The organism is Phenylobacterium aquaticum (assembly GCF_022695515.1).
Classification (GTDB): Bacteria; Pseudomonadota; Alphaproteobacteria; order Caulobacterales; family Caulobacteraceae; genus Phenylobacterium; species Phenylobacterium aquaticum.
The window spans coordinates 278,833-296,543 of record NZ_JALDPT010000001.1 but is presented as its reverse complement, the minus strand read 5'-3'; the positions used below and the strand labels follow the sequence as shown (position 1 = coordinate 296,543).

The window sequence follows — 17,711 nt, the reverse complement described above, 5'->3', positions numbered from 1 at the left end:
CCTAATATATGTCGCGCCGTTATCGGGCCGGCGGCGTCCAGTCCAAGGCCAGCAGCAGGGTGCGCTGCTTGGCGGAAAAATTGTCGTCTGAAATCAGATAGAAGCGGACCTGGCCGGAGGCCTTCGCCACCGCGCCCAGGCCCTCGAAATTGTCGACGGTAAGGGGCGGCGCGAATTCCGCGCGGTCGACCTGGGCGCCCTGGGCGTCCAGCACCAAAAGGGTGACGCGGCTGCCCCGCCAGGGATCCCAGGCGCGGATCAGATAGGCGATGCGGCCCTGGGGCAGGGGGGCCATGGCGGTCAAGCCCGAGCCCAGGGGCACGTCGATCTTGCGATCGGCGACACAAGGGGCGCTCAGCCGGCAGATCCAGGTCTGGCCCGTATCCTCCTGGCCGACGCGATAGGCGTCCGGCGCGATGGACGGATCGGCCGCCAGCGCCTCCATGCCCAGGTTGTGGCGGAACACCACATTGGGCGAATTGACCACGTGCGGCGCGCCGCCCTTGGCCGGATAGAGCAGGATGCGGTCATCCTCCTCAAAGCTGACCAGCCGGTCGCCATCCGGCAGCACGGCGATGCCCTCGGCGTCCGACTCGTTCTTGCCCTGCAGGGGTTCGCCGTCCGGGCCGTGCAGCACGCTCATCCGGGCGTCGGCCAGGCCGGTCAGCCGCCCCTTGGCGTCCAGCATCAGCCGAGCTTCCAGCAGGTCGCCCTCGTCGCTCTCCGAGACGATGCGATTGCCCGCCAGCACCTTCAGATCCGACAGGCCATGCAGGCGCGCTGTGTCGTTCGAGGTCAGGGCCAGGCCGCCGGCATAGGCGAAGTTCCCCAGCCGGTCCTGGGCGGGGTCCTTGGTGTTGAGCGGAACGGCCTCGGCCGTGACCGTGACATGCGGCCCGGCCGCCATCGGCCCCTTCGGCAGGGCGGTCGGCGGCTGCGAGCAGGCGCAAAGCGCCAGGGCCGCGAAAATGCCTCCCCAACGGCGCAGGGGAGGCGCGATCACGCGACGGCTCTCCGCACTTCCTTGAAGGTCGAGCGGCGGGCGGGACCCTGTGGTCCCTGGGTGGTCGGCGGCGGCGGCAAGAGGCTCGCGGTCTTGCGGTTCGACTTGCGGATCTCCTCGTCGAACAGCTCGGCCAGCTGGTCGACGATGGCGCCGGCCAGTTGCTCCACGTCCACGATGGTGACGGCCCGCCGATAATAGCGGGTCACATCGTGGCCGATGCCGATGGCGATCAGCTGCACCGGGCTCTTGTCCTGGATCTCGGCGATCACCTCGCGCAGGTGGCGCTCCAGATAGTGGCCGGAGTTCACCGACAGGGTCGAATCATCCACCGGCGCGCCGTCGGAGATCACCATCAGGATCCGGCGGGCCTCGGGCCGGCCGATCAGTCGCTGGTGCGCCCACATCAGGGCCTCTCCGTCGATGTTCTCCTTCAGCAGACCCTCGCGCATCATCAGGCCAAGATTACGGCGGGCGCGGCGCCAAGGCGCGTCGGCGGCCTTGTAGATGATGTGGCGCAGGTCGTTCAGCCGGCCCGGCTGGGCGGGCTTGCCGGCCTTCAGCCAGTCCTCGCGCGACGAGCCGCCCTTCCATGCGCGGGTCGTGAAGCCCAGGATCTCGGTCTTGACCCCGCAGCGCTCCAGGGTGCGCGCCAGGATGTCGGCGCAGACCGCCGCGACCATGATCGGGCGGCCGCGCATGGAGCCGGAATTGTCGATCAGAATGGTGACCACCGTGTCGCGGAACTCGGTGTCTTCCTCTTCCTTGAAGGCCAGAGACGCGGTCGGATCGACGATCACCCGGGTCAGGCGCGCGACGTCGAGGATCCCTTCCTCCAGGTCGAAGGTCCAGGAGCGGTTCTGCTGGGCCATCAGCTTGCGCTGCAGCTTGTTGGCCAGGCGCGACACCACGCTCGACAGGCTGGCCAGCTGCTGGTCGAGATAGGCGCGCAGGCGCGACAGCTCCTCCGGCTCGCACAGCTCCTCGGCCGCCACCACCTCGTCATGGGCGGTGGTGAAGACCTTGTAGGTGGCGGTCTTGGCGTCGCCCTTCAGCTCCGGGCGGGCAGGCTGCTCGCCCTCACCCATGTCGGGCTGCTCGTCGGTGTCCTCGGCGTTGGGATCATCCTCCGCCTGCATCATCTGGCTGTCGGCGTCCTCGCTTTCGCGATGGGTCGCCTCGTTCTCGTCCATGGAGGCCTGCTGCGGCGACTGGCCTTCGCCTTCGCCGTCGTCGCCGTCCTCCGAGCTCTCGGATTCGCCGTCCTCGCTGTCCTCGTCCTGCTCGTCGGCCTGGTCGGGGGCGTCCGTCAGGTCGTCGCCCAGGGCCAGGTCGCGCAGGATGGTGCGCGCCACCTTGGCGAAGGCCTTCTGGTCGTCGACCACGGCGACCAGCTTTTCGATATCGTCCCCGGCCCGGGCCTCGATGTCCTTGCGGAACAGGTCGACCAGGGGCTGGGCGGCGGCCGGCGGCGCCACGCCCGTCAGGCGCTCGCGCACCAAGAGCGACAGCACGTCGGCGACCGGCGGATTGGCCGCGGCCTCGACCGGATTGAAGGTGCGCTTGGCCCAGGCCGCCTCGTGCACGGCCTTGAGGTTCTCGCGCACCCCGCCCAGCGCATTGGCGCCCAGGGCCTCGATACGGGTCTGCTCCAGGGCGTCATAGACCGGCGCGCCCTGGGCCGAGCCGGGGCGGGTCTTGGCGTGGGCCGCGGGATCGTGGTGCGAGATGCGCAGCGCCATCTGGTCGGCCAGGCCGCGGATGCGCGCGGCGTCGGTCGGGGTCAGGTCGCGGGGCGGGTGGGGCAGAACCGCCCGATTGCCCACCAGCTGCGGGCCCTCGCCGGAGAACACGATCTCCAGGTCCGGGCTCTCGGCCAGCGATCGCGCGGCGTTGGCCAGCGCGCGTTTGAAGGGCTCGATCGGGCTTTCAGGGTTCTTGGCCATGGTCCTTTTCCATAGCGCGCAAGGGCGCGCGTAGGGAAGCGCCGCGTGCGGGAACGGGCGCCCCGAAACGCACGTTAGTGCAGCCGGACCTTGGCTGATTGGGATCGGAATTCGAAATGCTGAAGTGGGCTCTCATCTTCGCCGTCATCGCGCTCATCGCGGGCGGCCTCGGCTTCACCGGCGTCGCGGGCGCGGCGGCGGGCGTGGCCAAGCTCTTGTTCTTCGTCTGCGTCGTCGGCTTCGTGCTGTTCCTGGCGCTGGGCGCCTTCGTCGGCAAGAAGATCACCGGCGGCTGAGACCGAACGAATAGTCTCGTCTGTGGCGCGATGTCGCAGAATACACGTTCAAGGCGAGACGTTTTGTTTACCATCGCGGCCCCACCACTCCTCCCGCGTGGTGGGCGTCGTGAGGGGATCCGAACTTGATACCGGCCGGCTGTCTTCGCATCTTCGGCGCTCAGCCTGGCGCGCCCCAACTGCGCCTCGCCCAGGTCATCGACGGGTTTCTCGCCCGCAATTGGTCGCCCCCGCGCCGCTTCGCCCAGATCACCGCCTGCGCCTTCCTGCTGACCGACCCGGGCGCCGCGCGCATCGACGTCACGCCGCTCGCGGTCTCCGCCTCGGCGCTGCAGCGCAGCCTGGGGTCGCCGGCCGGGATCGGTCCGTCGCTGTTGCTGTTCGAAGGCGGGATGAGCGCGGTCCAGGCCTTCGCGGCCCTGGATGACGAGGCCCTGGCGTCGGGTCTCCGCGACCCCTCCCGTCTGCCGCCCGGCGGGCGGCTCACTCAGGTCGCCGATATCTCGCCGACGGCCGCCGTCGCCGAGGCTCCGCGTCCCGCCGCGACGGCGACAACCTTTGCGGGGATCTATTCCCTCGAGCGCCGGGGTTTCATCGGCGACGTGCTGGGCCGGACCCTTGAGGGACGCCTCCAGAACCTGGTCGGCGGGGCCGCGACCCTGCCGGCGCCCGGCGTCGCGGCCGAGTTCGATCTGGCCTGCCTCGCCGAGGGGCTGCGCATCCTGGCCGCGCCAGGTCATGTGGGCGTGCTGTTCTTCCCGATGTCCTATGCCGGCCTGACTGATCCCGCGACCGGGCCGGCCTATGTCAGGCTTCTGCGCGACATGCCCGCCGGCCGCCGCAATCAGGCCGCGGCCAATGTCTATGGCCTGCCGTCCAACATCTCTGTTCGGGCTCTGCAGTGGGTGTCGGCGACCCTGGCCGAAGCCTTCGCCTATATTGATCTGAGGATCACCGACCCCGACTTCCCGGCGGCCCATGTGAAGGAGGGCGCGTTCTCCAGCGCCACCCTGGTGCTGCCGGACGGCACGGCGGCCCAGCGCCAGGGCGCGGTGAGCCGCTGGCTGACCAGCCGGGCGACCTGGCGCGAGCGGCGGCTCTGGACCGCCCTCACCAACCTGCGCTCGCCGCAGGAGATCCAGGCCGCGGCGACCCTGCAGATCCCCTTCATCAGCGGGCCCGGCGTCTCGGCCTTTGCGGGCGCCGCCTTTGGCGGCCGCGCCCGCGCTCTGAGCGATCTGCCGGCCTGAGCCAGCCTAGCGCTTGGCCAGATAGGCCTTGGCCTCGTCGCCCACCAGGGCGACCAGGTCGCCCATCACCAGATTGACGTCGATCAGGTGCAGCCCCCAGTCGGCGGCCACCTGCGGTCCGTACTGAACGTCGCCCTTGATGTCATCGGTGCGCGGGTCGGCCGGATCAGCGTTCACGTGCACTTCCAGATAGTTGAACCCGTTTTTCGACACGCATTCCCCGGTCAGCAGGCCGGGGACGGACACGAAGGGCGTCTCGATCTTCGGTCCGCCCTTGACCCAGGCGGCCGGGTCCATGCCGTTGGCGGCGGTCGCCAGATAGCTGTGCAGCACGGCCTTGCCGCCGCCGAGCGCGGCCGGGTTCACGCAGGCGACCTCCTTGGTCGGATCCCCGTCGCGCGGCTTGCCATAGCGGCTGTTGGCCGGCGGCGGGATCGTGTCGCGGAAGCTGGAATAGGCGACCACGCAGCCGGTCTGGCCGTTGGACGTGCAGATCGGGATCGACTTGAAGGTCCCGGTGGCCTTGCCCTTGTCGAGCGGCAGGGGCGTCCCCGCCAGGATCGCCGACACCAGCAGCTTCTGGCTGGGCTTGCCGTCGATCTCGCTGGCGATCAGCTGGGTCAGCATGCCGGAGCCCTGCGAATGGCCGATCAGCACGACGCCGCGGCCATGGTTCTCGTGGGCCAGGTAGTAATTCCAGGCGTCGACCACATCGAGGTAGCCGGTGTTGGGGCGCGGCTTTCGGGGCCCCGGTCCGGCCATCACCGCGGCCCTCAGGGCGGTCAGGGTGTACTGGCGATACATCGGCGCATAGATCCGGCACTTGGACCCCAGCCGGTTCAGCTGGCTGGTCACCACCGCCTTCTCCTCCGGCCCCGGGATCATGTCCGAGATCTCGCCCGGATCGTTGGACACGGTGGGATAGACGTAGAAGCAGTCGATCTTGGCCTTGGGATTGGCCTTCCAGGTCTCGACCGTCAGCTTGCCGTCGGCCGCCACGACAGTTGTGGTGTTGTCGGCCGAGCAGGCGTCGGTCCGCCCCGGCCGGCACAGCCAATTGGCGGCGTCGGCGTAGTCGTTCTTGGGCGGCTCGGTCTGGGCGAGGGTCGGCTGGGCGACGCCAAGCGTCAGCGCGCCGGCGGCAAGCGCCGCGAGCAGGGTCCTGGACATGATCTTCCCTTGGGTGCGTCGTCGCGTTTTGGTTGAGTCCAGGATCGCCCGTCGCAGCGGTCCGGTCCAGGCCCTATCGCACTCAGGCCGCCGCCGCGTCCGCCGCCTCGCCCTGTTCCAGCTCGGCCAGGGCGACGTCGATGGCGGCGAACAGCTTGGTCGCCTCGATCGGCTTGGGCACGAAGCCGGTCATGCCGACGGCCAGATATTCCTCGACCTGGTGGCGCATCACATTGGCCGAGAGCGCCAGGATCGGAATGGCGACGCGGCCGGTCTGCGCTTCCAGCGCCCGGATCTCGGCGGTCGCCTCGACCCCGTTCATCTCCGGCATCTGCACGTCCATCAGGATCAGGTCGAAGTCGCCCGCGCGCCAGGCCTCGACCGCCTCGCGTCCGTCGGAGACGACGGTCAGGTCCACCCCGAACGGCTCCAGCAGCGCCTTGAGGATCAGCTGGTTGGTGGCGTTGTCTTCCGCCGCCAGGATGCGCGCCCCGCCGCTGTGGGCCGCGGTCGCCTGGGCGGGCTCGGCCGGCGCCAGCTGCGCTCCACGCCGCTCCAGGGGCAGTTCGAAGCTGAAGGTCGAGCCCTCGCCGACCCGGCTCTCCACCCACATCCGGCCGCCCATCAGCTCGGCCAGCTCCTTGCTGATCGCCAGGCCCAGGCCCGTGCCGCCGAACCGCCGCGAGGTCGAGGCGTCGACCTGGCTGAACTTCTGGAACAGGTCGCTCAGCCGGTCGTCCGGAATGCCGATGCCGCTGTCGCGGACGCTGAACCTCATGCCCAGGGCCGCGGCGCCGACCTTGACGGTCACGGCGCCGGTCGAGGTGAACTTCACGGCGTTGGAGACCAGGTTCGACAGGATCTGGCGCAGCCGCCCGCCGTCGCCCCACCAGACGCCCTGGGCCGCATCCTCGATCTCGATCCTCAGCTCGACACCCTTCTGGGCGGCGAGCGGGGTGAAGGCGGCGCAGGCGGCCTCGATCGCCTGGCCCAGGTCGAACTCGTGATTGTCGATGTCCAGGCGGCCGGCCTCGATCTTCGAGATGTCCAGCACGTCGTTCAGCACGGCCAGCAGGGTGTGGCCGGAATTGGTGATGACGTTCAGCCGGTCGCGCTGGGCGGCGCTGAGGTCCTCGCGGTTCATCACCTGGGTCATGCCCAGAATGCCGTTCAGCGGGGTGCGGATCTCGTGGCTCATATTGGCCAGGAACTGGGACTTGGCGACGCTGGCCGCGGCGGCCTGGTCGCGGGCCCGGACCAGCTCGGCCATGGTCCGCCCCAGCGCGCTGTCGCTGGCGGCCATTTCGCGCACGATCGCCCGGATGCGGGCGGCGAGCGCCAGCCCCGCGGCCAGCAGCACGCCCATCACCACGATCAGGATCGGCGCCGCCTGCTTCAGGACGGCCTGGCCCGGCCGCTTGGGCGTCCAGGCGATGTCCCCGACCGCGAACCCGTTCACGTCCACGATCTGGGCCCGCGCGCCCTTGGGCGCGCCGACGCCGGGAACCAGCCGGGCGTCCTTGATATGCAGCTCGGTCTCGAGCGTCTTCAGCAGGGACCCATTGATCTCCCGCGCGGTGACCAGCAGCCGGGCGGGGCCGGCCAGCCGCGTCACGGACTTGCGGCCATGGTGGCTGAGCGGCGCATCGTCCGGCAGGATCGTGGCGACCGCGACCAGATAGTCGCGCCCCTGGGACACCACCACGCCGCTGCGGTCGATCTCGCCGTCCAGGCCGGCGACCAGGTGCGACTGGCTGAGCCGGCGGTTCACGGTCTCCTGCTCGCGCAGCTGGGCGATCAGCGGCTGCAGCTCGCGACGGAAGTCGGCGGTCGCCTCGGCGCTCGACCGCGCCTGGCCGCGCCAGGCGTAGACCGTCCGGTCGCGCTCATCGAGGACCAGGCTGATCTGGTGGCCCATGTGCTCGGCGTAGTAGCGGCCGACATAGGTGTCGGCCCAGGCGGTGTCGATCTTGGGCGCGGTCAGGGTCTCATAGGCCTCGTCCCAGACGCTGACCCCGAGGGTCTCCTGGACCAGATCGCTCAGCAGGCTGTCGATCCGCCGGCTGACCAGGTCGCGCTCCTCGGCGGCCTGGGCCCGGTCGGTGGAGACGGCGGTATAGGTCATTAACCCGACGCCGCCAGCGACGACGACAGCCAGGATCAGCACCGCCAGGGCGATGATCCTGCGGACCGCGGCCTGACTGTGGGGCAGACTCGAGGTCATGGGCGTCCCAAGCAAACTGAACCGACGCCAGTTGCAAGGGTGGATTGATAGGAAACAGTAAATGCCGGCCGCGACCTAGGGTCATCCTCCTCAAATTGAGGAGGATTCGCCCCGGTGCGACCCGACCCTGGACGCCGCGCGGGCGCCCGGGGCCTGGAATGCGGTCCTTAGGCCACCTTCACGCGGGCGGTGCTTTCCGGCAGGTCCTGGCCGAAGGCGCGCTGGAAGAACTCGGCGACGGTGCCGCGCTCCAGCTCGTCGCACTTGTTCAGGAAGGTCATCCGGAAGGCCAGCGCGATGTCGCCGCCGAAGATCTCGGCGTTCTGGGCCCAGGTGATCACGGTCCGCGGGCTCATGACCGTGGAGATGTCCCCGTTCATGAAGGCGTTGCGGGTCATGTCGGCCACGCGGACCATGGCCGCGATCTGGCGCTTGCCCTCGACCGTGTCGTAGTGCGGCGACTTGGCCAGCACGATCTCGGCTTCCACGTCGTGGGCCAGATAGTTCAGCGTCGTCACGATCGACCAGCGGTCCATCTGACCTTGGTTGATCTGCTGGGTGCCGTGATAGAGGCCGGTGGTGTCGCCCAGACCGATGGTGTTGGTGGTCGAGAACAGCCGGAAGAACGGGTTCGGGCGGATCACGCGGTTCTGGTCCAGCAGGGTCAGCTTGCCCTGGGCTTCCAGCACCCGCTGGATCACGAACATCACGTCGGGGCGGCCGGCGTCATATTCGTCGAACACCAGCGCGATCGGCCGCTGGATCGTCCAGGGCAGGATGCCTTCGCGGAATTCGGTGACCTGCTTGCCGTCCTTCAGGACGATGGCGTCCTTGCCGACCAGGTCGATCCGCGACACGTGGCTGTCGAGGTTTACGCGGATCAGCGGCCAGTTCAGGCGCGCGGCGACCTGCTCGATGTGGGTCGACTTGCCCGTGCCGTGATAGCCCTGGACCATCACCCGGCGGTCGAAGGCGAAGCCCGCGCAGATGGCGCGCGTGGTCTCGGGATCGAACTTATAGGCCGGGTCGAGGTCCGGAACATGCGAGTCGCGCTCGCTGAAGGCCGGGACCATCATGTCCACGTCGACCCCGAAGGTTTCCCGAACGGAAACCTTCTTGTCGGGGACCATCGAGATCAGCTTGTCGTTTTGGATGTCAGCGAGAGAGGTCATAATCCGGTTCGATTACAGGGTTACGCGCCCGATGCAAACGGGTGTTTCATAGCGAAAAGCCCCAAACTGACATGGGGTGATCTCGGGAGCACACGCCATGCTGAAAGAGGCCGCCGGAGCCTATCGCACCATTCAGGTCTTTCCTCAGGAATCCGGCTTCGGCGCCGAGATCGTGGGCGTGGACCTGTCGCGGCCCCTGGCGCCGGAGGTGCTGAGTGAGGTCAAGGCCGCCTGGGCGCGCCATGGCGTGGTCAGCTTTCCCGACCAGCCGCTCAGTCTGAACGAGCTGGAGGCCTTCACCCTGCAGATCGGCCGCTTCGGCGTCGATCCCTTCATCGCCCCCATGCCCGGCCACCCCAATGTGCTGGAGCTGCGCCGCGAGCCCGACGAGAAGGCGACCAATTTCGGGGCCGGCTGGCATTCCGACTGGAGCTTCCAGCCCAAGCCGCCCGCGGCCACCATCCTGCATTCCGAGGTCGTCCCCCCGGTGGGCGGCGACACCCTCTTCGCCGACTGCGCGCGGGCCTATGACGATCTGTCGCCCGGCATGCAGAAGATGCTCGCGCCCCTGCGCGCCGTCCATTCCGCCGGCTTCGCCTATGGGACCAAGGGCGTCTTCGCCCGCGAGACTGAGAAGCGGACCATGCAGATCATCGTCTCGGAGGAGGCGGACAAGTCGCTTTCCCATCCCCTGGTCCGCACCCACCCGGTTACCGGCCGCAAGGCGCTCTACATCAGCCCGGTCTACAGCCACGGGATAGAGGGCTTCTCGCTCAAGGAAAGCCGTGCCCTGCTGGGCTTCCTGTTCGAGCACATGACCGGCGAGGACTATGTCTATCGCCACAAGTGGAAGCCGAAGATGCTGCTCATGTGGGACAACCGCTGCACAGTGCATTTCGCGGAAGGCGGCTATGACGGCCATCTGCGGGTCATGCACCGCACCACGGTGGCGGGCGAGGTTCCGGCCTAGCGCCGGAACCGCCGTCAGGCCGGGCCGTTGGGTCCCCACGCAGGTCGAACCATCGGCCGCGCGCGTCGGCGCTCTCCGCGCCGCGAGGACCTCCAATGAAGAAGATCTTGCTCGGGGCGATCGCCCTGTCGCTGGCCGCCGCCTCGGTCGCCTCGGCCCAACCCTACGGCTACGGCCAGTACAATCAGAACCAGGCCGGTCAGGGTCAGGACCGGCATGACGCCGGCGAGCGCGACCACGGCGACCGTCGCGACGGGGACCGTCATGACCGCGATCGGGACCGCCAGGGCTATGGTCGCCCGGGCTACGACCGCAGCGGCGATCGCGGCGAACATCGCGGCTGGGGCAAGGACTATGGCGGCGGCCACCATTGGCGGCGCGGCCAGCGCATGGGCTACAACGACTGGCAGGGCGCTCAGCGCGTCGACTATCGCCGCCACCACCTGCGTCGCCCGCCCCAGGGCTATGAATGGCGGGAATCCAACGGCCAGTACATTCTGGGCGCCGTCGCCACCGGCGTGATCCTGTCGATCCTGCTTAACGGCCACTAGGTCGACGGCTGAAATCCCGACGCCGCCGGTCAAATGATCGGCGGCGTTGTGCTGTCTGGCTCAGACCATCTTGGCTTTGCGCAAGGTGGCGTAGGCCTTGATCACCCGCTGCAGCTTGTGCTCGGCCGAGCGGTCGCCGCCATTGGCGTCCGGGTGGCAGCGCTTGACCAGCTCGGTATAGCGGGCCCGGATTTTGGGGCCGTCCGCGTCGTCGTCGAGGTCGAGGTCGGCGAGCGCGTTGCGCTCCATCTTGCCCAGCTTGCGGCGCTCGGGCGCATTGGCCGGGTTCTGGCTCGCCCGACCGCCGGTGCCGAACATGCTGAAGGGGTCGTGGAACCCGGTCCCCGTGCCGAAGCCGTGCGCGGCGGCGGCGGCCTCCCGCGAGAAGCGGCTGGCCTTCAGGTCCCAGGTCGGGCGGTCGCCGGTGGCGCTCTGGGCCTGGCGCTGGCGGATTTCGCCCTCGCTCATGCCGGCGAAGAAGTTCCAGTTGCGATTATATTCGGCCGCGTGCGGCTGGCAGAACCAGTAGTGCTCGTTCAGCATGTCGCGGGATTTCGGCGCACGCGCGCTGCCGGCCACCCGGCATCCCGGATGGTCGCAAGCCCGTTCGCCGGGCTTCAGCGTATAGACGTCGTCCGTCTTCGCCGCGTCCTCCGGGGAGGGCGGGCGGACCCGGATATCGACGAACTTAGGTTTGTATTGAAACGCGCCGGCCATGTCCCAAGTATGATGCGGTCTGAGACCCTTTCAAGAATTGAAGATTGAGCCGATGGGCGCCATATTCGAGGCCATTCACACCAAACTCACCGAGGCCTTCGCGCCCACCCGCCTGGACATCCAGGACGACTCCGATCGCCACGCTGGGCATTCGGGGGCGACGGCCGGAGGCGAAAGCCATTTTAACATAGTCATTCAAGCCCCTGCCTTCGAGGGCGCCGCCAAGGTCGCCCGCCAAAGGATGGTCTATCGCACACTGGCCGAGGAGCTGGCGGGACCCGTCCACGCCCTTTCGGTCAAGGCTCTCGCCCCGGGCGAGGCCTGATCACAAAAAAGAATCTCGCGCCGCTATGTCGCGGCCCGCGCTGGGGAGGCGTGTTTTTGAAGACCACCATGACCGTGAACGGGCAGGCGAGGGCGCTTGACCTCGACCCCCGCACCACCCTGCTCGACGCTCTGCGTGAGCATCTGAACCTCAAGGGCTCCAAGAAGGGCTGCGACCACGGCCAGTGCGGCGCCTGCACAGTGCTGGTGAACGGGGTGCGCATCAATTCCTGCCTGTCGCTCGCCGTGATGCACGACGGCGACGAGGTGACCACCATCGAGGGCCTGGGGACGGTCGACGCCCTGCACCCCTTGCAGGAGGCCTTCCTCAAGCAGGACGCCTTCCAGTGCGGCTACTGCACGCCGGGCCAGATTTGCTCGGCCGCCGGCATGCTGAAGGAGCTGGCCGACAACTGGCCGAGCCAGGAGACCGCCGACCTCACCGCCGCCATCGTCGCCACCGACGCCGAGATCCGCGAGCGCATGAGCGGCAACATCTGCCGTTGCTCGGCCTATCCCCAGATCCTCGCGGCCATCCGCGACGTGGTGGGAGCCGGCGCATGAAGCCCTTCACCTACGAACGCGCGACCGACGTCGCCTCGGCTGTCAAGGCGGTCGCCGCCAATCCGGAGGCGCGCTTCCTGGCGGGCGGCACCAATCTCCTCGACCTGATGAAGCTCGAGATCGAGCGCCCGACCCACATCGTCGATGTCGGCCGCCTGCCGCTCGCGGCCATCGAGGACACGCCGGACGGCGGCCTGCGTATCGGCGCCATGGCCACCAACAGCCAGGTCGCCGCCGACGCCCGCGTCCGCGCCCGCTATCCGGTCCTGGCCCAGGCCATTATCCATGGCGGCTCGGCCCAGCTGCGCAACAAGGCCACGGTGGGCGGCAACCTGATGCAGCGCACCCGCTGCGCCTATTTCTACGACACCACCAAGCCCTGCAATAAGCGCAACCCCGGCGCCGGCTGCGCGGCCCTCGACGGCCTCAACCGCAACGCCGCCATCCTCGGCGCCAGCGAGCACTGCATCGCCACCAATCCCTCGGACATGTCCGTGGCGCTGACCGCGCTCGGCGCCGGGATCGAGGCCATGACCGCGTCCGGCGCGGCCCGCGGCCTCACGGTCTCGGACCTGCATGTCGCGCCGGGCGACACGCCCCACATCGAGACCGCGCTGGGCGCCGGCGAGCTGATCACCGCCGTCACCCTGCCGCCGCCGCCGCGGCGGTCAGGCCTATCGCAAGGCCCGCGACCGCGCTTCCTATGCCGGGGGCCTGGCCATGGTCGCCGTCGCGGGGGGGCAGGTCGCCCTGGGCGGCGTGGCCTACAAGCCGTGGCGCGCCGCCAAGACGGAGGCCATGCTGGCCGCCGGCGCCGCCCCGCTCGCCGCCGCCAACGCCGAACTGGCCTCGGCCCAGGACGCCGGCCGCAACGCCTTCAAGATCGCGCTCACCGCCCGCCTCGCCGCGGCCGCCATCGCCCAAGCCCAAGGGAGCCAATCATGAGCTCTGTCGCCGACTGGGCCGCGCCCAATCCCGTCACCGAGAACCGCTCCGGCCTGATCGGCAAGCCGGTCGACCGCTACGAGGGCCCGCTCAAGGTCACCGGAACCGCGCCCTACGCCTATGAGGTCGAGGCGCCGTCGCCGCCGGTGCAGGGGGTGATCGTCACCTCCGCCATCGCCCGCGGTCGGATCGCCGCGATCGACACGGCCCGCGCCGAGGCCTCGCCCGGCGTGCTGCTGGTCTGGACCCACAAGACCGCCCCGGCCCAGGGCGCCCGCGGCGCGCGGGCCAATCCCCGCAGCCAGCGGCCGGCCAATCCGGCGCTCGATTCCGATGAGGTCCGCTATTTCGGCGAGACCGTCGCCTTCGTGGTCGCCGACACCCTGGAGAACGCTAAGGCCGCCGCGGCCCTGATCGAGATCACCTATGACGAGCTCTGGGCGGTGGTCGACTTCCCCGCCAGCCTGGGTCTCGCCGAGAATCCTCCGGGCGAGGAGGACATGCGGGTCGGCGATTTCGAGACCGCCTTCGCCGCCGCCCCGGTGACGCTGGATGAGACCTACACCAGCCCCATCCAGAACCACGTCCAGATGGAGCCCTGCGCCACCACCGCCTGGTGGGACGCAGACAAGGTCACGGTCCACACCTCGATCCAGATGGTGAAGGGCGGCCAGCACGCGCTCGCCGAGACCCTGATGGTCCCGACCGAGAACGTCCACCTGCTCACCCGCTATATCGGCGGCGGCTTCGGCGGCAAGGGCCAGTCCTATGACGACCTGTCCCTGGCGGCGCTTGCGGCCCGGGAGCTCAAGCGCCCGGTCAAGGTGGCCTATACCCGCCAGCAGATGATGCTGGGCACCATCCACCGCCCGGCCACCATCCAGCGCGTCCGCCTAGGCGCCACGCCCGACGGCCGGCTCACCGCCTTCGCGCTGGACGGCTACACCCACTGCGCCCGCGAGGCGATCTTCACCGAGCACTTCGCAAATTTCGCCCGCAGCCTCTACGCCGCCCCCAACCGGCTCACCGGCCACAAGCTGGTCAAGATGGACCTGCCGGGCGCCGGTCCCATGCGGGCGCCCGGCGAGGCCTCGGGCATGCTCAGCCTCGAGGTCGCCATGGATGAGCTGGCCGAAAAGCTCGGCCTCGATCCCATCGAGTTGCGCCTGATCAATGAGCCGGACCGCGATCCGGAGACCGGCAAGCCGTTCTCCATCCGTCAGCTCGCCCGCTGCATGACCGAGGGCGCCCAGCGCTTCGGCTGGGACCGACGCCAGTCCAAGCCGCGCCAGGTCCGTGACGGCCGCTGGTGGGTCGGCATGGGCATGGCCGCGGCCATCCGCGCCGACTATCTGCTGCCCGCCAAGGCCGGCGCCCGGATCACCGCCGACGGGACGGTCACCCTGCTGCAGGGCATGACCGACATCGGCACCGGCACCTACACCATCCTGGCCCAGATCACCGCCGAGACCCTCGGCGTGCCGATGAGCCAGGTGCGGGTCGAGATCGGCGATTCCAACCTCCCGCCGGCCCCCGGCTCGGGCGGCCAGTTCGGCGCCTCCACCGCCGGTTCGGCGGCGCTGGACGCCGGCATGAAGCTGCGGGTGGCCCTGGCCGGTCTCGCCACCGGCGACCCCGGTTCGCCGCTCTACGGCGCGGACCCGACCCTGGTCACCTTCGACGACGGCAAGATCCGCTTCGGCAACCAGTCGGAGGACCTGTCGACCCTGGTCGCCCGCGCCGCGCCCGAGGGGGTCTATGCCGAGGGTTCGATCAATCCTCCGGCCGACCGTCGCGACGTCTCCCTGCACACCTACGGCGCCCACTTCGCCGAGGTCGGGGTCGACATGGACACCGGCGAGGTCCGCATGCGCCGCATGTTCGGGGTCTTCGCCGCCGGCCGCATCCTCAACGCCAAGACCGCCAAGAGCCAGATCACCGGCGGCATGATCTGGGGCGTCGGCACGGCGCTCACGGAAACCAATGCGGTCGATCCGCGCTACGGCTCCCTGATCAACCAGGACGTCGGCGGCTATCTGGTCCCGGTCCATGCCGACATCGTCGACCTCGACGCCGTGTTCCTGGACGAGGTCGACGACAAGGCCAATCCCATGGGCATCAAGGGGGTGGGCGAACTGGGCATCTCGGGCGCCGGCGCGGCCATCGCCAACGCCATCTACAACGCCTGCGGCGTGCGCCTGCGCGACTATCCCATGACCCCGGACAAGGTCCAGGCCGGCCTGATCGCCCAGGGTCTGTAGGGCCGCGGACCGCGTTTGCGCCGGTCGCGATGACGGAGGAGCCCAGGCCCCTCCGGAACCATAAGCTTGGCTGAGGGTATTATCCGGGCGGGGCGTGTGGCCGCGCTATCAAGCCCGGAGACGTCCCATGTCGCTTATCAACCTGCTGATCGTCCTTGTCGTGGTCGGGGTCCTGCTCTGGCTGGTCAACAACTACATCCCGATGGACGGCAAGATTAAGCAGATCCTCAACGTCGTCGTCGTGATCGGCGTCGTGCTCTGGCTGCTTCAGGCCTTCGGGATCCTGGGCTCGCTGGGCGGAATCCACATCGGCCGCTAAACGCCGGAGATCGACTTCGCCAGGCTGCGCAGCACCTTGGCGAGGTCGACTTCACGGAACGGCTTCTGCAGCACGAGGGAGTCGCGGTCCACCTCGCGCAGGCCGGCGTCGCCATAGCCGGTGGCGAAGGCGAACGGCGCGCCCTTGGCCCGCAGCAGGTCGGCGACCGGAAAGGTCGACTGCCCGCCCAGATTGACGTCCAGCACCGCGCAGTCGAGTTCGGCGTGCTCGGCCAGGGACAGGGCCTCCTCCAGCCGTGCGGCCGGCCCGACCACGTGGCAGCCCAAGTCGGTCAGCATGTCCTCGATCAGCATGGAGACCATCATCTCGTCCTCGACCACGAGGACGCGAAGCCCGGCCAGTTCGGGGATCGGGGTCATTCGGCAGTCTCCACCACTCGCATTGGCAATTCCATCCGGCAGGCCACCCCCTCCGGTCGGTAGTCCAGGCGCACCACGCTCGAAAGCTCGCCCGCCAGTCCGTCTTCCAGCAGTCGGGCGCCCAGCCCGCGCCGGCTCGGCGGGGCCACCGGCGGGCCGCCGCTCTCGATCCATTCCAGCACCAGCTTGCGGTCCTCGCCCTCGCCGACGCGGCGCGACCTCAGGGTCACGCGCCCCTCGGGACCCGACAAGGCGCCATACTTCACCGCATTGGTCGCCAATTCGTGCATGGCCATGCCCAGAGCCACCGCCGCTTTCGGATTGAGCTGCATGTCCCCGTCGCCGTCCAGCACGAAGCGGCTGTCGCGGGCGCCGCCGTGCGGGCGCAGTTCGGCGGCCAGGATGGCCATCAGGCTGGCCGAGCGCCAGTTCTGCTCGGTCAGCAGGTTATGAGTCTGGGACAGCGCCAGCAGCCGGGCCTCGAAGGCCTCGCTGAAATCCTCGGGGTTGGGACAGCCGCGCAGGGTCTGGCGGGCGATCGCCTGTACGGTCGCCAAGGTGTTCTTCACCCGGTGGTTCAGCTCGTTGAGCAGCAGCTGCTGGCGCTGCTCGGCGCGCTTGCGCTCGGTGATGTCCAGCGAGACCCCGGCCAGGCGCCGCGCGCCGCCGTCCTGCGCCGTCTGGGCGGCCCGCCCGCGCACCTGGATCCAGCGCAGCTCGCCGTCCGGCAGGATCACCCGGTACTCGACGTCATAGGCCGACCCATGGGCGATGGCGGCGTCGATGGCGGCGCGCATCTGCGGCCGGTCCTCGGGGTGGATGGCGTCGATCAGATCCTGGAACCCGAAGGTCGCGTCCGCCGCCCGGCCGTAGTTGTGCTTGCAGATGTCGGAGGCCGTATAGACCCCGGTCTCCACGTCCAGCTCCCAGGAGCCCATCCGCCCGGCCTTCAGGGCGAACTGCAGGCTGGCCAGCTCGCGGCGCGCCGTCTCCTTCAGGCGCATGGTCTCGATCGCCACCGCCGCCTGGGCGGCGACGCCGACCAGCAGGTCCTGCACCCGGGCGGTGAACCGGCCGGTCTCGGGATGGCCGAAGAACAGGCCGCCCAGCACCTCGCCGTCGCGGCCGATCACCGGGGCGGCCAGATAGCTGCGCACCGGCAGATGCTCCGGCGGCATGCCGTGATAGGGGCCGCTCAGGCCGTAGCGGGGATCCTTGGAGATGTCGTCGGACCGCACCACGCCCACGCCATCGAAGGTCGGCGCGAAGATCGCGGTCTTGCGGGGCATGGGATAGCGGGAGAAGGCCTCCCGCGGGGCGCCGGACAGGGCGTAGAGGGTGTAGCGCTCCCCGGCGGCGTCCTCGACATTGTAGAAGAAGGCCCCGAACGCGGCCTCGGTGAGCTCGACGCCGCCGTCCACCACGGCCTGGACCACGCTGTCCAGGTCGTTCCCGACCGCGATGGCGGTGGCGATGCGGTTCAGGCAGTCGGCCCGTCGCACCTCCTCAGCGAGCGCGGTCGCAAGATGATGTCCGATGGAAGCGTCCGCTCCCATCGCATCTCCAGCCGGCATGATCCGCACCCCCCAAGGCGTGATTTCAGCCTGCATGAACGCACG

16 protein-coding genes are annotated in these 17,711 nt (G+C 69.2%); 8 read left to right on the top strand and 8 right to left on the bottom strand.

Annotated features, from left to right (window positions below):
• Nucleotides 1-19: 19 nt before the first annotated feature.
• Both MQH10_RS01355 and cobT read right to left on the bottom strand, forming a co-directional pair.
• On the bottom strand, nucleotides 20-1,003 hold the full coding sequence (locus MQH10_RS01355; RefSeq protein WP_242562274.1) for an esterase-like activity of phytase family protein: 984 nt from the start codon (nucleotides 1,001-1,003) through the stop codon (nucleotides 20-22).
• Nucleotides 1,000-2,949, bottom strand: a complete 1,950-nt coding sequence (cobT, locus tag MQH10_RS01350) for a cobaltochelatase subunit CobT (RefSeq protein WP_242562273.1) — start codon at nucleotides 2,947-2,949, stop codon at nucleotides 1,000-1,002. Before cobT ends, MQH10_RS01355 begins: the two co-directional genes overlap by 4 nt.
• Before the next feature lie 116 nt (nucleotides 2,950-3,065).
• On the opposite strand from cobT, the gene MQH10_RS01345 reads away from it, so the two are divergent.
• Nucleotides 3,066-3,245, top strand: a complete 180-nt coding sequence (locus MQH10_RS01345; protein ID WP_242562272.1) for a DUF1328 domain-containing protein — start codon at nucleotides 3,066-3,068, stop codon at nucleotides 3,243-3,245.
• Between the two features lie 125 nt (nucleotides 3,246-3,370).
• Nucleotides 3,371-4,495, top strand: coding sequence for a hypothetical protein (locus MQH10_RS01340; RefSeq protein WP_242562271.1), 1,125 nt, complete (start codon nucleotides 3,371-3,373; stop codon nucleotides 4,493-4,495).
• Nucleotides 4,496-4,501: 6 nt separating this feature from the next.
• Here MQH10_RS01340 and MQH10_RS01335 read toward each other — a convergent pair whose 3' ends face one another.
• The 3 genes from MQH10_RS01335 to cobS all read right to left on the bottom strand — a co-directional run bounded on the left by MQH10_RS01335 (nucleotide 4,502) and on the right by cobS (nucleotide 9,061).
• Nucleotides 4,502-5,665: a DUF3089 domain-containing protein gene (locus MQH10_RS01335; RefSeq protein WP_242562270.1), complete on the bottom strand. Its 1,164-nt coding sequence runs from the start codon at nucleotides 5,663-5,665 to the stop codon at nucleotides 4,502-4,504.
• Nucleotides 5,666-5,747: 82 nt separating this feature from the next.
• Nucleotides 5,748-7,889: an ATP-binding protein gene (locus tag MQH10_RS01330; RefSeq protein ID WP_242562269.1), complete on the bottom strand. Its 2,142-nt coding sequence runs from the start codon at nucleotides 7,887-7,889 to the stop codon at nucleotides 5,748-5,750.
• 167 nt (nucleotides 7,890-8,056) lie between these two features.
• Entirely contained in the window at nucleotides 8,057-9,061 is a 1,005-nt protein-coding gene (cobS, locus tag MQH10_RS01325) for a cobaltochelatase subunit CobS (RefSeq protein ID WP_242562268.1), read from the bottom strand.
• 97 nt (nucleotides 9,062-9,158) lie between these two features.
• Here cobS and MQH10_RS01320 point away from each other — a divergent pair, with 97 nt between their 5' ends.
• On the top strand, nucleotides 9,159-10,031 hold the full coding sequence (locus MQH10_RS01320) for a TauD/TfdA dioxygenase family protein (protein WP_242562267.1): 873 nt from the start codon (nucleotides 9,159-9,161) through the stop codon (nucleotides 10,029-10,031).
• 95 nt (nucleotides 10,032-10,126) lie between these two features.
• Nucleotides 10,127-10,582, top strand: a complete 456-nt coding sequence (locus MQH10_RS01315; RefSeq protein WP_242562266.1) for an RcnB family protein — start codon at nucleotides 10,127-10,129, stop codon at nucleotides 10,580-10,582.
• A gap of 60 nt (nucleotides 10,583-10,642) precedes the next feature.
• On the opposite strand, the gene MQH10_RS01310 is transcribed toward MQH10_RS01315, so the two are convergent.
• The gene (locus MQH10_RS01310; protein WP_242562265.1) at nucleotides 10,643-11,299 is read right to left on the bottom strand and encodes a J domain-containing protein; all 657 of its coding nucleotides are present in this window, start codon (nucleotides 11,297-11,299) and stop codon (nucleotides 10,643-10,645) included.
• A gap of 52 nt (nucleotides 11,300-11,351) precedes the next feature.
• On the opposite strand from MQH10_RS01310, the gene MQH10_RS01305 reads away from it, so the two are divergent.
• The 4 genes from MQH10_RS01305 (at nucleotide 11,352) to MQH10_RS01290 (ending at nucleotide 15,712) form a co-directional block, all read left to right on the top strand.
• A complete protein-coding gene (locus tag MQH10_RS01305) occupies nucleotides 11,352-11,624 on the top strand; it encodes a BolA family protein (RefSeq protein WP_242562264.1) in 273 nt (90 codons plus the stop codon).
• Between the two features lie 68 nt (nucleotides 11,625-11,692).
• Nucleotides 11,693-12,187, top strand: a complete 495-nt coding sequence (locus MQH10_RS01300) for a 2Fe-2S iron-sulfur cluster-binding protein (RefSeq protein ID WP_242562263.1) — start codon at nucleotides 11,693-11,695, stop codon at nucleotides 12,185-12,187.
• On the top strand, nucleotides 12,184-15,393 hold the full coding sequence (locus MQH10_RS01295) for a molybdopterin cofactor-binding domain-containing protein (protein ID WP_242562262.1): 3,210 nt from the start codon (nucleotides 12,184-12,186) through the stop codon (nucleotides 15,391-15,393). The genes MQH10_RS01300 and MQH10_RS01295 overlap by 4 nt, the downstream gene beginning before the upstream one ends.
• A gap of 127 nt (nucleotides 15,394-15,520) precedes the next feature.
• Complete coding sequence (locus MQH10_RS01290; protein ID WP_242562261.1) at nucleotides 15,521-15,712, top strand: Thivi_2564 family membrane protein; 192 nt, start codon at nucleotides 15,521-15,523, stop codon at nucleotides 15,710-15,712.
• Here MQH10_RS01290 and MQH10_RS01285 read toward each other — a convergent pair.
• Both MQH10_RS01285 and MQH10_RS01280 read right to left on the bottom strand, forming a co-directional pair.
• On the bottom strand, nucleotides 15,709-16,092 hold the full coding sequence (locus MQH10_RS01285) for a response regulator (protein WP_272886629.1): 384 nt from the start codon (nucleotides 16,090-16,092) through the stop codon (nucleotides 15,709-15,711). The two genes, MQH10_RS01290 and MQH10_RS01285, sit on opposite strands and share 4 nt — an antisense overlap.
• Nucleotides 16,089-17,648 (bottom strand): sensor histidine kinase, encoded by a 1,560-nt coding sequence (locus MQH10_RS01280; RefSeq protein ID WP_242562260.1) that lies wholly within the window; start codon nucleotides 17,646-17,648, stop codon nucleotides 16,089-16,091. The genes MQH10_RS01285 and MQH10_RS01280 overlap by 4 nt, the downstream gene beginning before the upstream one ends.
• Nucleotides 17,649-17,711 lie beyond the last annotated feature (63 nt).

Excerpts from the sequence above, each read along its gene's own strand:
- MQH10_RS01320 (WP_242562267.1), top strand. The coding sequence starts at position 9,159 with ATGCTGAAAGAGGCCGCCGGAGCCTATCGCACCATTCAGGTCTTTCCT.
- MQH10_RS01345 (WP_242562272.1), top strand. The coding sequence starts at position 3,066 with ATGCTGAAGTGGGCTCTCATCTTCGCCGTCATCGCGCTCATCGCGGGC.
- MQH10_RS01335 (WP_242562270.1), bottom strand. The coding sequence starts at position 5,665 with ATGTCCAGGACCCTGCTCGCGGCGCTTGCCGCCGGCGCGCTGACGCTT.
- cobT (WP_242562273.1), bottom strand. The coding sequence starts at position 2,949 with ATGGCCAAGAACCCTGAAAGCCCGATCGAGCCCTTCAAACGCGCGCTG.
- MQH10_RS01300 (WP_242562263.1), top strand. The coding sequence starts at position 11,693 with ATGACCGTGAACGGGCAGGCGAGGGCGCTTGACCTCGACCCCCGCACC.
- MQH10_RS01305 (WP_242562264.1), top strand. The coding sequence starts at position 11,352 with ATGGGCGCCATATTCGAGGCCATTCACACCAAACTCACCGAGGCCTTC.
- MQH10_RS01310 (WP_242562265.1), bottom strand. The coding sequence starts at position 11,299 with ATGGCCGGCGCGTTTCAATACAAACCTAAGTTCGTCGATATCCGGGTC.
- MQH10_RS01285 (WP_272886629.1), bottom strand. The coding sequence starts at position 16,092 with ATGACCCCGATCCCCGAACTGGCCGGGCTTCGCGTCCTCGTGGTCGAG.
- MQH10_RS01295 (WP_242562262.1), top strand. The coding sequence starts at position 12,184 with ATGAAGCCCTTCACCTACGAACGCGCGACCGACGTCGCCTCGGCTGTC.
- cobS (WP_242562268.1), bottom strand. The coding sequence starts at position 9,061 with ATGACCTCTCTCGCTGACATCCAAAACGACAAGCTGATCTCGATGGTC.
- MQH10_RS01280 (WP_242562260.1), bottom strand. The coding sequence starts at position 17,648 with ATGGGAGCGGACGCTTCCATCGGACATCATCTTGCGACCGCGCTCGCT.
- MQH10_RS01330 (WP_242562269.1), bottom strand. The coding sequence starts at position 7,889 with ATGACCTCGAGTCTGCCCCACAGTCAGGCCGCGGTCCGCAGGATCATC.
- MQH10_RS01290 (WP_242562261.1), top strand. The coding sequence starts at position 15,521 with ATGTCGCTTATCAACCTGCTGATCGTCCTTGTCGTGGTCGGGGTCCTG.
- MQH10_RS01315 (WP_242562266.1), top strand. The coding sequence starts at position 10,127 with ATGAAGAAGATCTTGCTCGGGGCGATCGCCCTGTCGCTGGCCGCCGCC.